Genomic DNA, 21,572 nt, shown 5'->3' on the forward strand with positions numbered 1-21,572 from the left:
GTTTCCTTCGTATCAAAAATGGCAAGTGGGCTATGCCCACTCGCCTATAAAATTACTTTGCTACCGGGACAATATGCCAAACACCTTTAATACCATCACCTGTGGTATCTCCTGGCTTTTTATCACCAACCCATAAGTAGAGAGGCTGATTTTTATAACGTACCTGTAATGACCCATCTTTGCGCGCTACAGTTGAGAAGACCTTTGCATCAATCTCAGACTTGCTCTGCAAAGGTGGCCATTTTTGCTCACATGGCCCGTAACATTTAGAAACACCCTGAGAGTCTTTATCAAAAGTATACAAGGTCATCCCTTGCGTATCTGCCAATATACTTCCTGCTGATGTCTGCTGTGTAATAACACCCACTTTAGAGGAAGAGTAGCTCTGGCTTTCATCACTGCTTTGGTACGCATTAGCACACCCTACAACCAACAAACTCATGGATATAATTGCAGCACCGGCCAATTGTTGCTTAATCATTCGTTAACTCCTTCGTATATAAAATATGATCTTCAATATAGAAACGAATGAAGGAGTACTTTTGGATGCAAAGTATTTATTTTTATATTGCTGTAACTCGCAAACAATGACAACACAACTCCGACGCTTAGCTAGCATGCAAAGTCTTTCCCATATACAAAAAGACCCTCATCCTATGGACAAGAGGCTTATAAATAATGGTAAGCGTTAAACGCGCTTTTTCGCGGGTAGGCAATGATTAAGAACTGCAAAACCAACAATGCCTGAAACAAGAGAACCTAGAATAATTCCAATACGCTGATCAAACAGCTGGTTTATTACTGTTTCATCAAATGCGAGCGAACCGATAAACAAACTCATCGTAAAACCCACACCACAAAGAACGGCTGTTCCATATAGGCCACTCCATGACATGCCCTTTGGTAAACGGGTCCAATTAAGCTTAATAGCCAACCAGCAACATCCAAAAACACCAATTTGTTTACCAAGAAATAGCCCCAACGCTATTCCCAGTGGAACAGAGTGCATGACTTGTGCTGAGCCTATACCGGTAAAATTAATACCCGCATTAGCAAATGCAAAGATAGGCAAAATAAAGAAAGCGACGGCAAAGTGCAAATCATGCTCCATACTTTTTAGCGGGGAATAATCACTATTAGGGCGAGACTTCATGGGAACAAACATAGCCACTATTACGCCGGACAAGGTAGCATGAATCCCAGATTTCAACATAGCCACCCACATAATAATACCAATTAGAATAAAAGCTGTTTTGGACTCAACACCCTGTTTGTTGAAGATCGCTAATAAAGGCAAGCAAGCGATAACAATTAACAACGCTATACCTGAAATATTATCAGTATAGAAAATGGCGATTATAAGAATTGCACCCACATCATCAAAAATGGCTAATGATGTTAAGAAAATCTTAATACTAATCGGTACTCTGGAACCTAATAAAGTCAGAATACCTAATGCGAATGCAATATCTGTTGCTGCTGGAATAGCCCAGCCTTTCATTGCGGTTGTGTCGCCTATATTAAAAAAAGTATAAATAAGGGCAGGAACAGCCATCCCCCCAATCGCACCAATACCAGGCAAGATGATGTTGCATTTATCGGCAAGCTCGCCTTCAATTAACTCACGCTTGAGCTCCAACCCAACCAGAAAAAAGAAAATGGCCATGAGGCCATCGTTAACCCATAAGAGTAATGGTTTTGCTATATGCAGAGCGCCGACTCTGATTTCAACAGGGGTCGATATTAAAAGGTCGTAATAGTTTTGATAGGGGCTGTTAGCTAATATCATGGCGAACACAGCAGCTAGCATCAAGGTAATGCCACCGGCTGATTCTAATTTAAAAAAACTAGATAAAGATGAACCATGCGTCAATAAATCTGGATAATTCGGCATAACTTCCTTTACTTTCAAACACCTACCATCGCTAACAAAAATAGCCTTCAAGAAAATCTAGGCATATTATCTGTTAGATATGTATAACCGAATGAGGGTAGTTATATTCAACCACCCTCATTTAGCTGTTCGAATTAGATAAAGAAAATTAACTTTAGTTCAGTAGTTTACTATGGCTAACCAGCAAGCTCATGCGCTTAGAGGCGTCTAGCGCGGTATGAACGACCTTTCATTTTTCCTTCACTGATCTTTTTCAATGCTGCTTTTGCTACATCCTGCTGAACCGCAACATACGATTTATTATCCATAATCTGGATTTTACCAACCTGCTTACCATCAATCCCATTTTCACCGGTTAGCGCGCCCAGAATATCGCCCGCTCTGATTTTTTGCTTTTTACCACCATCAATCTGTATGGTCGACATTTCTGGTTTGAAAACAGGTTTATCCAACGCACTATCAGAAGGTAAGGACTCAACAGTAATGCGCTGTCCTATGTAATCTTCTAAGCGCGCAACCCTATGGGTTTCATTATCACTAAATAAAGTGCACGCTAAGCCCTTACGCCCAGCACGTCCAGTACGGCCAATCCTGTGGACATAAACCTCAATATCACGAGCAATTTGGTAATTGATGACGGCATCAAGCGCCTCAATATCTAAGCCTCGTGATGCAACATCCGTGGCAACCAATATCGAAACACTTTTATTGGCAAAACGAACTAATGTTTGGTCACGATCTCGTTGTTCTAAGTCACCATGAAGCGCAACAGCACTAAACCCATAATTACAAAGCTCATTTGCAACCTCTTGTGTCTCAATACGCGTATTACAAAAGACTACAGTCGATTCTGGGCGGTTTTTCAGTAGAAGCAAGCGTAAAGCAAGCATACGCTCGGCATCATCTTTCACTTTAAATAGGTGCTGCTTAATACTTGAGTCATCATGAGTAGAGGTTACTTGAACCATCTCAGGTTCAGTCATTATGCGTTTAGCAATCGACTCGATTTTTTTAGGGAATGTTGCACTAAATAATAAGGTTTGGCGCTCCAAAGGAATCTGATCAATCACAGCATCCAGCGCATCCTGAAACCCCATCTCGAGCATACGATCCGCTTCATCCAGCACCAGTGTTTCGACATGTTCCAGGTTAAGTGTTTTGCGATTAATATGGTCTTCAATACGCCCAGGTGTGCCCACAATAATATGCGCGCCATGCTCTAGCGAGCCGATCTGCGGGCCTAAGGGAGTACCACCACACAGTGTTAGCACTTTGATATTATGGATAGTACGTGCCAGTGTGCGCACTTCTTTAGCGACTTGATCAGCTAGCTCACGTGTAGGGCAAAGTACCAACGCCTGAATTCTAAAACGCTTAACATTCAGCTTTTCTAGCATCCCTAAAACAAAAGCAGCGGTTTTACCTGAACCTGTTTTCCCCTGAGCAATAACATCCTTACCCGCCAAGATATGTGGCAAGCTTTGCTCTTGGATTGGCGTCATTGATGTATAACCAATAGAATCCAAGTTTTGAAGTAGCGCAGGTTTTAATTTTAGGGTCGAAAAATCTAGAGAGCTCAATGTGTTGTCCTGTACGTGGTCTGTTTCAAAGTAAAGATGACCAAAAAGGCGCACATAATAGCAGATCTACGGCTATTACGCTGATTTATAAACGCTGCTTTACGCCAAGTAACTCTATTTATTTGGTGTAAAACACAACACTTAACACACTAGGCATCACGCACGAATAAATACTCATCCATAAAATCACCATCGCGCTCTAATGAACGGTAATATTCAACACGAAAATTAGCTGCCACTTCTAGATATTCACCGGGTAGTAAACAAAAACGTTCAGAGAAGCCTTTCTCTTGATGCTGTCGCACATTAAAACTATTGAGCATTAACTTACCTTGCAAAGTAAGTAAGTCAGGTAAGCAAGAAAACAACGCCGGCGACGGCCTAAAACGATTGATCACTATATTGTCGTACTGGCCTAATTGTTTTAATGCAAGCACATCATCAAGGTCACATTGGAGTGTACGTATCGTTAATTGCTGCGCTTTCGCACTGATTGCTAAGCGTTTTAGCCCTTCTTCAGCGATATCTACAGCAGTAACCGCAAAGCCTTGCTGCGCTAAAAATAAAGAAGAACCTCCATCGCCTGACGCCAAGTCTAATACTGTACCGGGTTTTAGTTGCTGCCACCCCTCTGTTATTGCACCAGGTACAGATGCAAGTGCTCCTGTTTTTTCTGCGTAACGGCGATTCCATTTTTCACGTACTGATGACATATCAACCCTTATGATATTTGCGAGTTTGCAAAGGCATATACTTGTTTTACTTTCTGATTAATCAAGGCTCCTAGCTGCAGGGTAGCAGGCCCAGCATAACTACCTTCACGGTAAATAAGATAAAGCTCAACCGAGCGCTCTGAGCCTGACGCTAAAGGCAGTGCCTTTAACTTTCCACTATCTAACTCATTCTTGATCTTTAATGCAGGATACCAAGCATAGCCAAGCCCGATTACAGCACTCCGTATAGAGGTACCTATATGGCTGAGTGTCAAACGTTGCTGCGCTCCCAGCCAACCTGAGTCTGTACCACGACTTCCCGAATCCTTCACCACCAGCTGCCTATGCAAACGTAAGTCTTGATAATCTAGAGTACGGTTTAACTGGTGTAGAGGATGATTTGGAGCGGCAACTGCATGAAAAGTCACTTGCATTAAAGGATCTCCTAAAAACCCTGGCGGTACATAACCACTAATAACAATATCAGCTTCTTTATTGATTAAAGCTTCATCAGATCCGCTTAATACCGTTTCTTTTAGCTCAATTCTTGTCATTGGGTTTTCAGTCATGAAATCTTGTATTGCATCCAATAACACCCATTGAGGGAACAAGGTATCAACCACTATTTTTATTTCAGCTTCTATACCCGAAGAAAACTGCTGGGCCATAGACTCCATTTGCTGCGCTTCTTCTAACAATACTTTAGCACGCCGATATAAGGTCCTGCCGGCGGGAGTCAGTGCCGCTTTACGCCCCTCAATCTTAAACGCTTGGATGCTTAGGCTAGTTTCAAGTTTTTGAATGGCATAACTAATAGATGACTGACTTTTTCCCATTGATTCAGCCGCCATCGCATAGCCACCATTATCGACAACAGCCACTAAAGCTTGCCACTGCTCTAAGGTAACGAGTGTATTCATCTCATTCACATCTATTTTTTAGATAATAATGCGCTAATTATACCTATTTATAATCTTTTTAATGAATATAAAATCAATTCCATTAAACAAAACACTTTTAATGTAAAAATAAATAGGTATACCCGAATGACAACACTACTACATATCAAGAGCAGCCTTTTTGGTGAAGATGGAAAATCTAATCTGCTAGCAACTGAGTTTATTGAACAATGGCAAAACAAACAGGGCACTGAAAAAAGTAACGGCCAAGTAGTTGTGCGTGATGTCATTAGCAACAGCACTTCTCACCTTGATGCTTCTATCATAACGGCTTTCATGACACCTGAAGCCGAGAGAACTGTAGAGCAGCAAACCATAGCATGCCACTCTGATACGCTGATTAATGAAATCCGCGAAGCTGACATAATCGTTATCGGTGTGCCCATGTACAATTTTGGTATTCCATCACAGATGAAGGCTTATCTGGATCACATTGCACGCGCTGGAATCACGTTTAAATATACTGATACTGGCCCAGTTGGCTTATTGGAAGACAAACCTGTTTACCTATTTGCAACACGTGGTGGCATGTATCGTGATTCGGGCATAGATTTTCAGGTTCCATTTATGACGCAATTTCTTAATTTTATCGGCCTCAGCAGTATCGATACCATCTATGCAGAAGGCCTTAATATGGGTGCCGTTGCTGAAAACTCCTTAGCTGCTGCTAAAACTCAAATTAGTGCCGCTGTAAATTAAGCAGCATTAAACTTTACAAGAAATAGCGAGGAGTAATCTGATGGGACTGTTAATTAATGGCCAATGGCACGATCAGTGGTATGACACTAAAACTAATGATGGCGAGTTTATTCGCCATGAGTCGCAGTTCCGACATTGGATTGCCAAACCTAGCTCAGAAAAAAATACAGATAATACAAATACTGATACCCCTTTTATAGCAGAAGCGGGACGTTATCACTTGTATGTTTCTTTAGCATGCCCTTGGGCACACCGCACATTAATTATGCGAGCGTTAAAAGGATTAGAGAATATTGTTAGCGTTGATATTGTCCATCCATTAATGCAAGACAACGGTTGGACCTTTACTAATGATACAGCGACAACAACAGGAGACTCGCAACTCTCATCCGATTATCTTTATCAGCTTTACACGCATGAGCAAGCCAATTATAGCGGCCGAGTAACGGTACCTATTCTCTGGGATAAGCAACAGCAGCGCATTGTTAGTAATGAATCATCAGAAATAATACGTATGTTCAACAGTGCTTTTAATGACGTGGGCGCAATACAGACAGACTACTACCCTCCTGCCCTTCGCTCTGAAATTAATCAGCTAAACAACTGGATATATGAGAGCGTTAACAACGGCGTTTATCGCGCCGGTTTTGCCACCAGCCAACAAGCATACGATAACGCAGTAACGCTGTTATTTGCCGCGCTTGATGATTTAAATGAACGCCTTAGCACACAACGATATTTAATAGGCAAGCAGCTAACAGAAGCAGACATACGTCTATTTACAACACTCATACGGTTTGATCCTGTCTATGTAAGCCACTTTAAATGCGACCGTAAGCGTATTGCCGACTACCCGGCACTTTCTGGATACGTAAGAGATATCTATCAAATAAATGGCATTGCAGAAACCGTCTGCTTTGATCATATCAAACAGCACTACTTCACCAGCCACAAAATGATTAATCCAACAGGCATCATTCCTGTTGGACCAGAGCTTGACCTCAACGCCCCCCACCGGAGGGATATCCTATGAGCACCTCAACACAACAAAGAACGATTGCACGTATTATTCCGGCCGTTGATAGCCAAGATGGTGCAGGTGTAAAACTTAAACGTAGTGTAGGAAAAAACGCAGCCTCACGTATTGACCCTTTTTTGATGCTCGATGCTTTTTCATCTGCCAACCCTGACGACTACATTGCAGGCTTCCCTCCTCATCCACACCGCGGCTTTGAAACCGTCACCTACATGTTAGATGGCCACATGATCCATAAAGATCACATGGGCAATGAAGGAGACTTGCGTACAGGTGGTGTTCAATGGATGACCGCTGGCCGAGGCGTTATTCACGAAGAGCGCCCTCAAATGACAGAAGGCTTAATGCGCGGCTTTCAATTATGGATTAACTTACCGGCCAGCGAAAAAATGAAACCGGCCGCTTACCAGAATATAGAACCTCAAGAAGTACCGGTCATAACACTTAATAATGGCAGCACTCTTAAAGTCATTGCTGGCGAATATCAGTTAGAAGATAAGCTTGCTACTGGGCCTATTGCTGCGGGTAGCACACAAGTTACCTACCTTGATATTCACATACCAAAAGGCGAGCACCTGAGCCTACCTGTTAGCAGCAGCTTAAGTACCTTCATTTATCTGTTTGAAGGCCAAGCAGGAATCAACAAACAAGCGCTAAGCAAGAATAACGCAGCCATTTTAGGCTCAGGAAACAACGTTACTATTCACGCAGCAGAAATGGGGGCAAGGATGTTGTTAATAGCAGGCAAGGCAATAGGCGAACCTATCGCGCAATATGGCCCATTTGTGATGAATACTATGAAGGAAGTTGATCAAGCAATTGAAGATTACCAAAACAATACACTAACAAATTAGCAATTAACCAATAATATCAAGCTCGCAGCTAATCCGTTTGCCACTCTTCATAGGCTGGAACATCTTTATATTCCAACCATGATTTATCATGCGATAGCCAGATATGGGACTGCGGCTTTACGCCTGGATCATTATCTAAGGTTGCCACACGAAGAATCACATGAGGAGCACCCTCTCGCTCAGCCATAAGGTGGGAGCCACACTGAGAGCAGAAATGTCGGTGTTTTCCTTTAGATGATTCAAAAGAGGCCCTCACCTCTTCGCCTCTAATCCATCTAAAATGTTCTCTCATTACGCCTGCTGTGGCTACAAATGCTGCAGCATGCGCTTTTTGACACGTAGAGCAATGGCAATGACTTATCGGCATATCCAGCGAATCAACTTCGTACACTACCGCCTTGCATAAACAGCTTCCTTTCATCGCCATTGCTTTGCTCCTTATTAATGGGTTGCTTTATCACCCCAAATTGCTTTTAAGCGCTTATCACGACCGCAGTTCCAACGGTACGCCTTATATCGAAGAGGATTGTTTTTGTAGTAATCCTGATGATAGCTCTCTCTTCCATGAATAGGGTAAAAGGTAGATGCATCTAAAATTGGTGTCACTACGGTTTGTTCTGGAAACTGCGCTACAACTTCTTTTCTTGAAGCTTCAGCCAGTGCTCTTTCAGTACTACTAGCTACAAAAATAGCGCTCAGATAACTCGGCCCTTTATCGCAAAACTGCCCTCGCGAATCAAATGGATCAACATTAACCCAGTAATGCGCTAGCAGCTCTTTATAAGTCACTTTCTTTGGATCATAGGTAATCTCAACGGCCTCGTAGTGGCCTTTATGATTACCATTATACGTTGGGTTTTTAAGTGTTCCGCCAGTAAAGCCAGAAACAACTTCAGACACACCCTCTAGCTTTTCAAAGTCAGATTCCATACACCAAAAGCAGCCGCCTGCTAAAACGGCTTTATCTGCATAAACATTTGCGCCATAAGAAAGCAGGCCCGCAACAACAGCAAGTAACATCAATTTATTCTTCATGTAACATCTCTCAGCAAAGTTCTTTACAAAAAACCGCAACATCTAACGATATAGTGATTCGGACAACAGTTTGCTTGAATTGTTACAACCCCAGTGACAAAAGTAATAGCACTGGGTTATAAAGCATCACTCATTTTGTACTGATTCAACTTCTTGAGTCTTAAAACCTGCAGGCATAACGATCTCCCGTAACCTTTTCGTTAAATAGCTCTCGATATCAGACCAATTTAGCCATCGCTGACTGCAACGCCAATTTTATTTCTTCATTATTGATAGATGATTTTTCCATATCAAAATTCTCATAAAAACTTGGCACTGAGCAACTCGCTTTTACTTCACCCGCAAAAAATGGAGCTGAATTCAGCGCCTGAGCTAACACGCCCGCTCCCCCTCTTGCACCTGGAGAGGTAGATAAAAGCACCATAGATTTATTCTGAAAAACCTTCGGATTAATACGAGAACACCAATCAAATAGATTTTTGTACGCCGCACTGTAAGAGCCATTGTGCTCTGCAAAAGAGATGACCAAAGCATCACAACCAGCAATTTTTTCTAAAAACGCCTGCGCTAAAGCCGGCTTACCCAGTTCAGTTTCTTTATCTTCACTAAACAAAGGGAGCTCGTAATCGTTCAAATCTAAAACATCAACATGGCTTGATTCAATCAAGCTACTCGCATAAGCGACTAATTTTTTATTAATGGATTTTTTACTACTACTGGCGGCAAAAGCTACTATTTTCATAATGTACTCATCTTTATTAAAGGGTAGAAACACTAGTGGTTACATAAAGTGTAATACACGACCTAAATCGCACTAATAAGATTAATCTCACTGGCATATCCTTGATCGTATATTAAACAATCACATCGAGCTAACCAAGCTCATATGATTTCACGGCATAGGAATCTGATTGGCTTATATGAGAAAACACATTATCAATGATTTCAATGGTGCCCCATATCTCTGTGTATGTTGATTTTCCTGTCTCTGTTATTTGTTTATGAATATGTATTTCTCGTTGCATCGCACTATCTGCCCACTGCTTACTTCCACAGAACCTATGATGCCAGTCATGCGATGGTACAGTGCCTTGAAAAACAGCAATACGCACCGGTAACTCAATAAGAACATTACGTAATATCCATAAAAAACAATCAAAGACATAAAGCCCAATATTAGAGCTATTCTCAGGAAATGGCGTCCCACAATAACGGCCATTTGTTAGTTGAATATGGCTTTGTTTTGAAGTGAGTGTAGTTGGAATCCAGATATGCTCACAGATTAATTGAAGCAATGCAGCTATCTGACAAAGCAACAGCATCGGGACTATATATGCCCAAAACACCAGCCAAAATCCCGCATACACAGCCACCGAACATAAAACCAAGACCCACAAAACACTCATCACTTTTCTCACATTAGTACTGTGGAAAAAGTTATCTATAAATCGACTTTTCAATGACTGATAATGAAAAACTGGGCTTATGCATAATAGCAAAAGATGAACCCATAACTGTGCCTTGCTCTTTCCTGGGTCAAAACCTAGATCAATCACTCTTTGAGCATCACAATCTTCTAAAGAGCCAAAATGCTTTCCGTGGTGCTTTAGATGATCCATTCGATAATACTGACAGCTCTGCACAAAAAATACCGTCGTCAGTAATTCCCCAAATAAAAAATCTAGCTTTCTATTTTTGAAAAAGACACCATGAGACATCATATGAATATTTGTGGTAATCATATAACGAGAACCAGCCACCAGAGATAATAATGAAACAAGTAAAAGTGCAATGTTATTATTAATAGTAAAAGCATACACACCTAAAATACCTACTATCAAATAAAGCATCGCCATAATAAAATGTGTAGAACCGTTAGGAATAAATAAACGTTTTCTATTTAATATTTCTTTTCCCGAAAAAAGAACCCATAAAAAAATAAAAGGATAATTATCAAACCGATGCGCATTGGTCGAAAAGTCCCCTCCAACATTTTTATATTCATCCATAATAACTCTCCGAGTATACCTGCAATTTTTTATTATTTAACACAAAGATTTAAATTATATATAACTCTATAGAAAATACATTTTAATCTTGTAAAAAAACAGTAAAAGCTCAAGAAAATCAAAAGATAAGTAGTAGGGAGAAGGTTAGTTAACGCCACACGCTAAATACATGCGGCGCCTCTTGTTCACTCTTAAAATACTGGGCAAATAACAATGCTTATCTATTTACGAATAAGCGTTCCTGTTCCATCTGCATGCCACTGATAAACGCCAAAATAAAAACCATTAAGATCACCCTTATCGTCCCAACTGATAGGACCAATGACGGTATCAATAGTCTCCGCTCGCAAAGCGGCAGCTACTTTCTGAGTATCTTGCATACCTACACGTTGAATGGCATCTGCAAACGCTTGAACAGCAGCATAGCTTGTCCAGATAAAAGGGCCTTTAGGATCAACGCCTTTATTCTTTAGTAACTCAACAACCCCATGGTTTTTGTCCATCAGGTCATAACGCTCTGGCAGTGTTACAAGTAAGCCTTCAACAGCCTCACCTGCAAGATAAGCAATATCTTTATTACCGAGACCTTCTGGTCCCATATAAACGGGGTTAAAACCAACATCTTTTGCTTGGCGCATAATAAGCGCTAATTCCGGGTGATAACCACCATAATAGACAAAATCAACATTATGCCGCTTAAGCTTGCCTATCAACGCAGAAAAATCTTTTTCGCCATGGTTTACGCCATCTGTACTCACTATATTAATGCCATTAGTTAGCAAGTGGTTTCGCACTATTGTCGCAACGCCTTTCCCGTACTGTTGCTTATCGTGAATAATAGCAACACGCTGGGGTTTAACTATCTCAGAGATATAACCAGCAGCAGTTTTCCCCTGCTCAGAATCCAAACCAATAGTGCGGAATACATTTTGATAACCACGTCGGGTAATGCCTGGATTAGTTGAACCAGTAATTACTAATACATCTTCATCCTGATAAACATCGGTAGCCGGCTGGGTCGAGCTAGAACAAAGGTGCCCAACAACATACTTAACACCATCTTTAATGACACGATTTGCCACAGAAACAGCTTGCTTGGGCTCACACGCATCATCGTACTCTATTACTTTAATTAAATGACCGTTAACACCACCCGCTTTGTTCAGCATTTCAATTGCAGCGTAAGCACCCTGTAATTGCATCTGCCCATACGGTGAAACCGGACCAGAGAACGGCCCAGCAATACCTATTTTGAGCACATCACTCGATTGAGCAGGTAGGCTCATTGCTGCAAGTAATACAGTTATAGAGAGTTTTTTTATTAGCTTCATGATGGTTTCCTAAAGCGTGATAAGCAGGCGGATAGTGCCTGCTTACATTATTAATTAGGATGCTTGTGGCTTCCCAGTTAAATGATTCAATCAACGCAAAGGATAATGTACTTATAACGAGTAAAAAGCACTGATTTAACGCAATTCTCTTTGATTATTAGAATCTGAAGTATCACCAGTGTTTATTGTAAACGGCGTACGATGGCATCACTTAGCTGCATAACCCTTTTTCGATTAACCCCTAAATCACTATAGCCTGCCCGTGAAGCCGAGCGAAAATGTAGTAGGTTATTTTTCGGATCATAACGTGTTTCAACATCATCAATAAAACCAAATAAAGAAGAGTGAAAGGTAGCTGCTAAATACAATGAATCTGAATGAAGCCCTTGATTTTCTTGAAGCCTACCACCCGCATCGGTGATCACTTCTTTTATTGTTGAAATAATCTCTACTGAAGATAAGTTTGCACGCACACCTGCTTCACTCAAATCAATAGGCTGTATGAAATGTGACGTATCTTCAGGGTATTCACTACATACACAATTGGGCTTCTGTATGCACGCAGCCAACTTAGTATCTACCAATCCGAGTGGCTGGTTGTTTTTCGTAAGATAACTTAATACAAAGAAACCGATAATAACTGCAGAGATAACTACAACGATTAACGTTAATAAAAGTTTCATCGTGTAACATCCTTATCGCTGACATATAGCTGCTGATTTAAAAGAGGCTGATGGCTTCCCATCAGCACACAAAACTACTTTGCAAATTTATAATATTCACGGTTCAAATAAGCGGCCACATCGCTAACATCTTCAGGGAACCAGCCTACATCAAGGTTGGTATTGCACCCTTCAACTCTACTTTCAAGTTTTGCATAGGTGGTAGCTTTACGGTCTTCACGCTGATAAATCTCAGTGCCATGACAGGTTTCGCAATTAGCATCAGTATACTGCTCACCGCTGATAGTTCGCTCTATCTCTACTTCTTGATACAGCTCTAACCCGCTATCGGCATTACCCGCAAACACCGACGATGAGCTCAATATCAAAGCAACGCTTAAAGAACTTATTTTCATATTTCCTCCCTGTGGCCCGCAGCCATTCTTATTTTTATGACCCTGTTAGCCTTGTCAAATGACTAACGAAGTCAGATGGATCTATAACACCAATTAATGTCAGCTCCGAGCGTAGCACACCCGATTGATTATAAAAAATAAGCGCCGGAGGACCAATGACCTTATAGGCTTTATTAAGTGATTTGGAATCAGCATCATTCGCTGTCACATCAACCTTAATGCGCACAAAGCCAGATAGCGCTTGCTGTACTTTCGCATCGGCAAAAGTGACATGCTCAAGCTCAATACACGAAATACACCAATCAGCATAAAAATCCAACATGACAGGCTTACCGGTTATTTTCGCTTGCTTTAAAAGTGGCTCTAATTCACTTATTGATGTCACTGTAACAAAGCTTAATTTATTAACTTGAGAATTAGCAGAAGAATTAGAAGCTAAGCCTTTTAGCGGATAAATTAAACTGTTACCACCTGAGAACACTCCAACCAATAAAGCCGACCCATAGAGTAATAGCATTACTCCAACACCTTTCCATAGCTTTAACCAACCCTTGGCATCAGGTGGAATTCCATCAACAGCCCGCATATATATTGCAGCAATAATAAGGATGATCGCTGTCAAAGTCATGGTGACGGATACGGGCACTACACGGTCGAGCATCCACACAGCCATCAATAACAAAGCCACACCAAACCCGGCTTTGATAGAATCCATCCAACGCCCAGCTTTAGGTAATAGTTTCCCTGCAGAGGCACCTATCAACAAAATCGGAACTCCCATTCCCATACTTAGTGTGAACAAGGCAAGTCCACCCATAACAGGGTCTCCGGTCTGGCCTATATAAATAAGAGCACCGGCTAAAGGCGCTGCCATACATGGACCAACAATCAGCGCTGATAACAGCCCCATAACGGCAACGCCGGTTACCGTTCCGCCTTGTTGATGATGGCTAGTTTTATTCAATTTGCTTTGCCATGCATTTGGCAACTGAAGCTCATAAAAGCCAAACATAGACAACGAAAGCATGACAAATACCAGGCTGAAAAAACCAATAATCCACGCGTTCTGAAAAGCCGCTTGTAAATTTTCGCCAAACAAGCCAGCTAGGACGCCAGCCACAGTATAAGTAACAGACACAGCCAGCACATATACCATCGACAAAAACATCGCCCTTCGTGTCGTTATTCTATGACCGTGCCCTGCAATAATGCTGGAGATAATAGGAATCATAGGAAACACACATGGCGTTAACGACAAAGCCAAACCTGCCAAGAAAAAAGCCCCTAGCGTAAGTAACAGATTATCGCCCGAAATAAGACTAGCAAATTGATCCTGTTCACTCAAAAACCCAGCCTGACTATTAAGCGCTACTTGAGAGACACCATTATTAGCCTGCCCCAAGGAACGACTATTTTCAGATACTGTTTCAGAAGAAGCATCAGCGGGTATAGACGCTATTTTCACAATCTCGGCTGGAATATTAGTAAGCGCCAAATCTGTAGTTACTGGCGGATAACAGATGCCTCCTTCCCAACACCCCTGATAGGTGATTTTCAAGCTTCCGTCAGTTGGGGTTCCTGTTACGCTGCGAACTTGTAAGGTGACATCTGCACTTTTATGAAACACCTCAACGGTACCAAATAAAGGATCATCTTTTGTATCTGTTGCACCGTTGATATGACTAATAATTTCTAGCGTTTTAGAGGGAACAACTTTTATACGATCTCGATATAAATAATAGTCATCTGGAATATCCCAACGTAAAAAAACCTGACCATTATCACCTACTTCAGGCACAAAGATGTATGCTTTCTCAACGGGTAAAGGGCCATCGCCTGCCTGCCCTGCTGAACTTTTCTTATCGAAAAACCCGGCATTGGCAAATGAAACACTCATCGCCAGAACACAAATAATTGTGAGGGTTTTAATTACTATTTTTATTGCGCTCGGCACCCTGAGGCACTCCTGAATTGTCATTTAATATGCTATGGACTACAGGTGATCAGTTGAGTTCGCTTTAAGAGGATGATTTAGAAACTAAATTATTCCTGAGCAGAAAACATACGACAACATTTAATTAACATTGTAACACTACTCTTTGGTCATATCCTTTTAGGTTTTGAGACAAGTAGCCTGTAAAAACCCTTATATAAGTCATGACTTTATGGTAAAAAGATGCGTACTTATGATTATGCTGTACGGCCAAGATATCGGCTTGTACTGAACTGCTTCAGGAAAAATGTACCATGACTGATAACCGCGTAGAAAACCTTAATATCGAATCCCATTCGGTCCTGATCACACCCGAAGACCTTAAAAACAAATTACCGATCAGTGAAGCTGCTGCAGTGGCTGTTATGAATGGCCGTAAAGTCATTCGTGATATTTTAGACGGGACAGACAAACGCCTTTTCGTTGTGATCGGCCCATGCTCTATTCATGATGTTGATGCTGCAATTGAGTACGGTAAGCGACTTAAAGAACTATCGGAACAAGTTAAAGATTCTATATATATAGTCATGCGTGTTTATTTTGAAAAACCACGTACAACAGTTGGCTGGAAAGGCTTAATCAACGACCCGCACCTAAATGACTCTTTCGATATCGAAGAAGGGCTACATATTGCGCGTAAGTTAATGTTAGACCTCTCTGAAATGGGGCTCCCGTTAGCTACTGAAGCTCTAGATCCAATCTCTCCACAATATATGCAGGATCTGATTTCATGGTCTGCTATTGGTGCTCGCACAACTGAGTCCCAGACACACCGTGAAATGTCTTCGGGTCTTTCATGCGCTGTTGGCTTCAAAAATGGTACTGACGGCGGCCTAACCGTTGCGACAAACGCACTAAACTCTGTCCAACATCCGCACAATTTTTTAGGTATAAATCCCGACGGCCAGGTGTCAATCATCCGTACTAAAGGTAACCAGTACGGGCATATTGTTCTTCGTGGCGGTGACGGCAAACCTAACTATGATTCAGTGAATGTTGCTATGTGTGAACAGGCACTAGAAAAATCAGGCCTTAAGAAAAACATTATGATTGATTGTAGTCATGCCAATTCAAGTAAAGATGCCGCCCTGCAACCACTGGTTGCTGAAAATGCTGCAAATCAGATTCTTGAAGGTAATAAATCAATTGTCGGTTTGATGATTGAGTCCAACCTTGAGTGGGGCAATCAGTCTATTCCTGAAAACTTGGACGATCTTAAATACGGCGTATCTGTTACTGATGCTTGTATCGACTGGCCAGCAACTGAAAAGTGCTTGCTAGAGATGAACAAAAAGCTAAAAGACGCACTAGCAAAACGATAGAACACACCACTACCTAAAGGGCTCCGCTTAACCAAGCCGAGCCCTTTTTAGTGTATAGGCTCAACTAACGAGATAATGGCAATGCAACACCGATTGCTACAAACTTCCCAGCACAACATTGATTGAAGCGCTTTCCTTACTTCACTAACCACGGCTTTACACGATATAAAATTCGTGCCACAAAATATTCAACAACAAACTCTATAACTGAAAAAATTAGCGCCAATAATCCATTCGGCCCCGAAAAAAGAGACAAACAGGTAACGGCTATTAAGTAGACCAGCCATGTCTGAAGCTCCATTGCTAACACGTCTTAACTTAAAACGAATACTCACGCGAAATATGTGCGACTTGCACAGTATACGACTCATACCAACGCTCACGGCCCAGCTGCTGCGCTATCTTATGTTCAGCATGCGATTTCCAAGCGCGAATACTTTCCTCATTAGGCCAGTAGGATAATGCAATCTCATTGGCGCCTTCTGTTACTGCTGTAAATTCTATACAGCCAAATTGCTCTATTGCTATATCTCGCATTTTATTGGCAACAGAAAAATATTCACTATCTAACTCGCGTGTTTTTGCACGAAATATGACTACATACACAATCAAAATACCTCGGTGTAATTATCTAATCTAAGTGTTAGTAGGTCATTCAAGGCCATAAAACATATAAAACCTTGAGTAATTAACTATACAGGCCTCAACTTTCATCTATTCTGTCGTATCTGTTAAACTTTTTTTATATTTAGTCGTCCTATATTATCTCAGCCTCTTAGAAGGATCTATTTTACATGCTTTCTGTTTTTCGATGTATTAACCGCTCTGCCCTATTCTGGCTAGCGATGATTGTTCTTTGTATTAGCATGGAATCTATCGCTCTTTATTACCAATACGTATTAGATTATGGCCCCTGCGTACTTTGTGTACATATTCGTGCGTGGGTGTTTGCGCTATTAATTATCTCTATTATTGGTTTTATACTGCGTAAAACACGCTTGGGACTCATTATATCTAACCTAGTCGCTCTTGCATTTTCTATAGGTATGCTAGAGCGAGCTTATACAACTCTAGGAATCGAGCGAGGCTTTGTTGATGGAAGCTGCACGCTAAGCTCGGGCTTTCCTTCGTGGCTAGCGCTAGACAAGTGGATACCATATGCATTCGAGCCTTGGGAAGCCTGTGGCTACACTCCAGAGTTACTATTTGGCATCACTATGGCCGAAGGCTTAATTGTACTATCCGCTGGGCTATTGATTGTGATGTTATTAATGCTGCTAACAAGTCTATCAAAACGCTAATCCTCCCCCTTTAATTGTCCGCCCACCTCCCCCTCGCAACCCACTGCGTTGCGAAAGGGAGATAGCTTGCTCTACGGCAAGACAAATACTTGCGTATCAGGGTGGAAGGTATACCAAGCAAACCAAAACGCATTAACAGCTGGTTGAGGTACACCTCCCGCTTGCAAGCGAATTTCTCCTGTACGTGAAAGCGCATCAAACTGAATCTCTAAATCAACACCATTAAATTTATCTGCAATACGATTATCACCATGTTTTGCCAGTTCAGCAAAAGGGTACGCTTTAAATTTTCCCGCGACTTCCACCCCCAATACCCGTTCTTTGGGGTGGTAAGCCCTACTTAAAAATTCAACAGGAAAATAGATTCTAGAGATACCATCATACTGAGCATACGGGCTTCTCGAATAGTCACGTATATGGCCAGTGTCACGGCTCAACACCTGACCATCGCTATAACGTTTTTGCCAAGCCACCCACGTCATCTGGTGCAATACTAGCATCTGCAACTTGGACCCTTGCATCGGCCCACTTACTGACTCTGTCATTAACTGCGACCACAATGATTGAGTTTGCCGGTCATAAAGCAATACATCACTGTTATATAAAAGCCCAGACACACCAAACTCTAATACCCTGCCATCAACCTTCGCAGAGAACGCCATGCCAGTGCCACACAGAGGACAGTAACTCACCACCACAGGCGAGCCTGAGATATTGTCATTTACAATTTCATGCCAGTTTAAAATAGCAATGGGGTAGGCTCGTGTCACACCATTGATACTCAAACTGAGTACTTGGTCATCTCCCTTTAGCCAACTGACCTGCTCAACAGAAATAAATTGGGGTGAGTCAATTGAAGGGATGCCATCTTTAATAGGGCCTCCGGGTAGTATCTTTTCTGCTGGAATAGATGAACGGGTTAAATCAAAACCATTATTTGCTAGAGCGGGCGCTGAGAAAAAACTGACACACGCCAGTATTAGGAACATAGCAAAAATAAAAGGGGCAAGGCTAATACGCATCATACTGAAGCTCCACGATGTTATTAGCCTTTTGAGTATCAGATAAAATAATAATTCAGTTTTCAAGAAATAGAGTTAGAAAAGAAACCTCAATCACATATTAGCTGATACGTTTGCCAGTACGTTTTACTTGCTAACTTGTCATAAACCGCACGTGCCCGATAATTATTCTCAGCAGTAATCCATCTAACATGCGGCCAGCTATGTTCTTTGGCTGAAGCACTAAGCCCACTAAAAAGCTGCTCAACAACACCTTCTCCACGTACGCTAGAATCAACATACAAATCATCGAGGAACCCTACCGATTTACCACGCAAAGGTGATGGCATTTCTCGAAAATGCATCAATCCCAACGCATGCCCCTGATCATCTTTTGCTATCAATGCGAAGAATTGTTTATTTTCATCAAAAATCCACGACCAAACTGTATCTAAGATAGGTTGATCCATCGGTACTTCATAAAAAAGAGCATAGTTTTTGTATAGCGTCTCCCATTGATCTCTATCTTCAACATTTAACGGCGCAACTGATATTGAGCTTTGCATATCATTTTTCCCTTTTTAACAGTCTTGTAAAGAACGCTTTTGAAGCCCTTGCTCATCAAAATTCGCAGTATCTAACCAATGTTCAAAAGCGAGTTTTAACGCAGGCCATTCTTTATCCAAAATAGAAAACCAGGCCGTATCGCGGTTACGCCCTTTATAGATAGTCGCTTGACGAAATATCCCTTCAAACTTAAAACCCAAACGAAGCGCTGATTTTTTAGAACCTTGATTACATGAGTCACATTTCCATTCATAACGCCTATAACCCAACTCATCAAATACATGCCTCATCATTAAATACATTGCTTCAGTTGCCAACACTGTTTTTTGAAGCTTCGGTGAAAAATGTATATGCCCTACTTCGATCACACCATTCAAAGGATCAATACGTAAAAAGCTAGCTAAACCAATGGCAAAAGAAGACGTGTTATCAATAACAGAAAAGAAAAGAGGATCATCACCTTCACAGATAGCATCTAGCCATACTTTAAAATCAGCAAATTTTTTAAAAGGCCCGTATGGCAAGTAGGTCCAATTAGCTTCTTGCGTATCTTCAATAAAAGCCTCATACAGTTGCTCTGCATGCAAAGCAGGATCCAACGGCTCAAGCCGACAATACTTACCGTTAATAACCATACGTTCAGGCAAAGCACACGGCTGCCAATGGTCAAGTTTATCGCCTAATGGCTGGCCTAATTCATTCGTACGTATTTCCATATCGGATCTACCTTTTTTTGCGCATACACATAAGTAATAAACCCACCGCGAAAGCCAGCTATTTAAAGATAGCAAGCTCTACACGAGACAAGTTCGATTAAGATATAGAATAGGAACATAACTGGATCAAGAACAGACCCAATAATTGGCTATTTAACAGTACCACTTTTAAAGAAATAGCACCCTTATTAGAAAAATAAAGATGCGCTTTAATAAGCAAGATAATAGCGCTCTCATACAGAGCGCTCATTTTTGCGCTATCAGTCTAGTTCTGGGTTCTCATTTAATAACTGCTCAATAAAAAAGGCTGGTACTTCGAGTCGATGAGCAATCTCACGTAATACAACAATCTCAGCATGATGAGCTTTATTTTCAGCCTTTGCCATGACGCATAAATCTCTCAATACTTGCATACGTTTTGGTAAGGCATTGTATTTAACCACTTGGTCAACACGTTTAGGCAGCTCTTCACGTAATTTTTCAAGATTGAAGTTTTCTTTGTATTTATACTGGCCAAAGAATTGCTCAAAAATGGCTATCTCTTCTTTAGAAATATCTCCATTGGCATTGGCAACCAATAAACATCCAGCAAATAGTAAATGCCGCATTGCTAATGAAGCATCCGTTTTAGACTCCAAATAGCTAGGCTCCATTAAAGCCATAATGCCTTCTACACCCAGTTCTAACGTCTCAACATTCACACCCATAGGTATCATATGCTGTGAATGATGAAATAATTGCAAGGCTTTCACACGAAGCGGGCTAAACGGATGCGTCATAAACCAATCTTCCATTGGAGCACCAGCCCCAGGAGCGCCATCCTCTAGCTGCATATCATCCATCTGTTTAAGGAAGTCACCCAAATTAAAACGCACTACTGAGCTTGTCACACCAGAAGATAGCTTAAATAGAGACCGAGCAACGGCGTGTAAATTGTGAGTACAAAAAGCACCGGCGCGATCAGCTGAGATTTCAGCAAAACGCGACCAACTCGTGAGTTTTAATGCTAAATCTGGCGATATAGGCGTCCCACCTTTTAGCAGATGACCCACAGGAATATCATGATGCCCATAAATGAAATGCCCGAGCTCGTGCCCCATCACAAAACGCAGTTCTTCTTCATCAAAGCTATCTAAAAGACTTGAAGAAAACATGATAAACAAGCGCCCTTCCTCAGGTTTTACACAGGCAGCATTAAAGTGAGGGCTTGAATAAGCGTAAAGTTCAACTGGCAAGTCCACACCTAGTTTAGCAATACAATCCTTAGCTATACGTGTAAGACTAGGCGCCATAGCAGGGCTTAATCTAACCGACGTAGAAAGTAACTTCCGTCTTACTCCATTAACTCCTTGAGCTTGTGCCTGAGCAATTTTTTTATTAATGGCGATAACTTCTGGCGCTTGCATTAAATGAGCTGCTAGTGCCAAATCATGTTGTGAGCGAATCGCGTCTGCATTCATTATGATTATTCTTTTTTAGTGTGA

23 protein-coding genes are annotated in these 21,572 nt (G+C 41.4%); 5 read left to right on the top strand and 18 right to left on the bottom strand.

Annotation, left to right across the window (positions count from 1 at the left end; genetic code table 11):
• Nucleotides 1-52: 52 nt before the first annotated feature.
• From G511_RS0118030 to G511_RS0118055, 5 genes are all read right to left on the bottom strand, one after another.
• Nucleotides 53-481, bottom strand: coding sequence for a COG4315 family predicted lipoprotein (locus tag G511_RS0118030; RefSeq protein ID WP_028470887.1), 429 nt, complete (start codon nt 479-481; stop codon nt 53-55).
• A 207-nt stretch (nt 482-688) separates the two neighbouring features.
• Nucleotides 689-1,894 carry a Na+/H+ antiporter NhaA gene (gene nhaA / locus G511_RS0118035; RefSeq protein WP_028470888.1) on the bottom strand — a complete coding sequence of 402 codons (1,206 nt, stop codon included), beginning with the start codon at nt 1,892-1,894 and terminating at the stop codon, nt 689-691.
• Between the two features lie 197 nt (nt 1,895-2,091).
• Nucleotides 2,092-3,474, bottom strand: coding sequence for an ATP-dependent RNA helicase DbpA (gene dbpA, locus G511_RS0118040; protein WP_028470889.1), 1,383 nt, complete (start codon nt 3,472-3,474; stop codon nt 2,092-2,094).
• Nucleotides 3,475-3,623: 149 nt separating this feature from the next.
• A complete protein-coding gene (locus G511_RS24020; RefSeq protein WP_051222212.1) occupies nt 3,624-4,187 on the bottom strand; it encodes a methyltransferase domain-containing protein in 564 nt (187 codons plus the stop codon).
• 8 nt (nt 4,188-4,195) lie between these two features.
• Entirely contained in the window at nt 4,196-5,107 is a 912-nt protein-coding gene (locus tag G511_RS0118055; protein WP_028470890.1) for a LysR family transcriptional regulator, read from the bottom strand.
• A 126-nt stretch (nt 5,108-5,233) separates the two neighbouring features.
• Between G511_RS0118055 and G511_RS0118060 the strand changes: the two genes are divergently transcribed.
• From G511_RS0118060 to G511_RS0118070, 3 genes are read left to right on the top strand one after another with little or no spacing between them, the layout of a single operon-like run.
• Nucleotides 5,234-5,845, top strand: a complete 612-nt coding sequence (locus G511_RS0118060; RefSeq protein WP_028470891.1) for an FMN-dependent NADH-azoreductase — start codon at nt 5,234-5,236, stop codon at nt 5,843-5,845.
• Between the two features lie 40 nt (nt 5,846-5,885).
• Nucleotides 5,886-6,878, top strand: coding sequence for a glutathione S-transferase family protein (locus tag G511_RS0118065; protein WP_028470892.1), 993 nt, complete (start codon nt 5,886-5,888; stop codon nt 6,876-6,878).
• Entirely contained in the window at nt 6,875-7,735 is an 861-nt protein-coding gene (locus G511_RS0118070) for a pirin family protein (RefSeq protein ID WP_036552420.1), read from the top strand. Before G511_RS0118065 ends, G511_RS0118070 begins: the two co-directional genes overlap by 4 nt.
• Nucleotides 7,736-7,763: 28 nt before the next feature.
• Here the strand turns inward: G511_RS0118070 and G511_RS0118075 are convergent, their stop codons facing one another.
• The 8 genes from G511_RS0118075 to dsbD form a co-directional block, all read right to left on the bottom strand.
• A complete protein-coding gene (locus tag G511_RS0118075; protein WP_245574140.1) occupies nt 7,764-8,162 on the bottom strand; it encodes a GFA family protein in 399 nt (132 codons plus the stop codon).
• Between the two features lie 14 nt (nt 8,163-8,176).
• Nucleotides 8,177-8,770, bottom strand: a complete 594-nt coding sequence (gene msrA, locus G511_RS0118080; protein ID WP_028470895.1) for a peptide-methionine (S)-S-oxide reductase MsrA — start codon at nt 8,768-8,770, stop codon at nt 8,177-8,179.
• A gap of 217 nt (nt 8,771-8,987) precedes the next feature.
• Entirely contained in the window at nt 8,988-9,512 is a 525-nt protein-coding gene (locus G511_RS0118085) for an NADPH-dependent FMN reductase (protein WP_028470896.1), read from the bottom strand.
• A 130-nt stretch (nt 9,513-9,642) separates the two neighbouring features.
• Nucleotides 9,643-10,779, bottom strand: a complete 1,137-nt coding sequence (locus G511_RS0118090) for a fatty acid desaturase (protein ID WP_028470897.1) — start codon at nt 10,777-10,779, stop codon at nt 9,643-9,645.
• A gap of 221 nt (nt 10,780-11,000) precedes the next feature.
• The gene (locus tag G511_RS0118095; protein ID WP_084629156.1) at nt 11,001-12,110 is read right to left on the bottom strand and encodes a high-affinity branched-chain amino acid ABC transporter substrate-binding protein; all 1,110 of its coding nucleotides are present in this window, start codon (nt 12,108-12,110) and stop codon (nt 11,001-11,003) included.
• A gap of 182 nt (nt 12,111-12,292) precedes the next feature.
• Entirely contained in the window at nt 12,293-12,793 is a 501-nt protein-coding gene (locus G511_RS23340) for a DUF1499 domain-containing protein (protein ID WP_051222214.1), read from the bottom strand.
• A 74-nt stretch (nt 12,794-12,867) separates the two neighbouring features.
• Entirely contained in the window at nt 12,868-13,188 is a 321-nt protein-coding gene (locus G511_RS0118105) for a hypothetical protein (protein ID WP_028470899.1), read from the bottom strand.
• A gap of 34 nt (nt 13,189-13,222) precedes the next feature.
• A complete protein-coding gene (dsbD, locus tag G511_RS23345) occupies nt 13,223-15,142 on the bottom strand; it encodes a protein-disulfide reductase DsbD (RefSeq protein WP_425411412.1) in 1,920 nt (639 codons plus the stop codon).
• A gap of 293 nt (nt 15,143-15,435) precedes the next feature.
• Between dsbD and G511_RS0118115 the strand changes: the two genes are divergently transcribed.
• Nucleotides 15,436-16,503, top strand: coding sequence for a 3-deoxy-7-phosphoheptulonate synthase (locus tag G511_RS0118115; RefSeq protein WP_028470900.1), 1,068 nt, complete (start codon nt 15,436-15,438; stop codon nt 16,501-16,503).
• 318 nt (nt 16,504-16,821) lie between these two features.
• Here G511_RS0118115 and G511_RS0118120 read toward each other — a convergent pair whose 3' ends face one another.
• Nucleotides 16,822-17,109, bottom strand: a complete 288-nt coding sequence (locus G511_RS0118120) for an antibiotic biosynthesis monooxygenase family protein (protein ID WP_028470901.1) — start codon at nt 17,107-17,109, stop codon at nt 16,822-16,824.
• Nucleotides 17,110-17,297: 188 nt separating this feature from the next.
• Here G511_RS0118120 and G511_RS0118125 point away from each other — a divergent pair, with 188 nt between their 5' ends.
• Complete coding sequence (locus tag G511_RS0118125; protein ID WP_028470902.1) at nt 17,298-17,804, top strand: disulfide bond formation protein B; 507 nt, start codon at nt 17,298-17,300, stop codon at nt 17,802-17,804.
• Nucleotides 17,805-17,875: 71 nt separating this feature from the next.
• On the opposite strand, the gene G511_RS0118130 is transcribed toward G511_RS0118125, so the two are convergent.
• The 4 genes from G511_RS0118130 to G511_RS0118145 form a co-directional block, all read right to left on the bottom strand.
• Nucleotides 17,876-18,829, bottom strand: a complete 954-nt coding sequence (locus G511_RS0118130; protein ID WP_084629157.1) for a DUF3179 domain-containing protein — start codon at nt 18,827-18,829, stop codon at nt 17,876-17,878.
• An 86-nt stretch (nt 18,830-18,915) separates the two neighbouring features.
• On the bottom strand, nt 18,916-19,371 hold the full coding sequence (locus G511_RS0118135) for a GNAT family N-acetyltransferase (protein WP_036552423.1): 456 nt from the start codon (nt 19,369-19,371) through the stop codon (nt 18,916-18,918).
• Between the two features lie 15 nt (nt 19,372-19,386).
• The gene (locus G511_RS0118140) at nt 19,387-20,088 is read right to left on the bottom strand and encodes a GNAT family N-acetyltransferase (RefSeq protein WP_028470905.1); all 702 of its coding nucleotides are present in this window, start codon (nt 20,086-20,088) and stop codon (nt 19,387-19,389) included.
• Between the two features lie 260 nt (nt 20,089-20,348).
• Nucleotides 20,349-21,548: a M48 family metallopeptidase gene (locus G511_RS0118145; protein WP_028470906.1), complete on the bottom strand. Its 1,200-nt coding sequence runs from the start codon at nt 21,546-21,548 to the stop codon at nt 20,349-20,351.
• Nucleotides 21,549-21,572: the final 24 nt, after the last annotated feature.

This window comes from Neptunomonas japonica DSM 18939 (assembly GCF_000422765.1).
Classification (GTDB): Bacteria; Pseudomonadota; Gammaproteobacteria; order Pseudomonadales; family Balneatricaceae; genus Neptunomonas; species Neptunomonas japonica.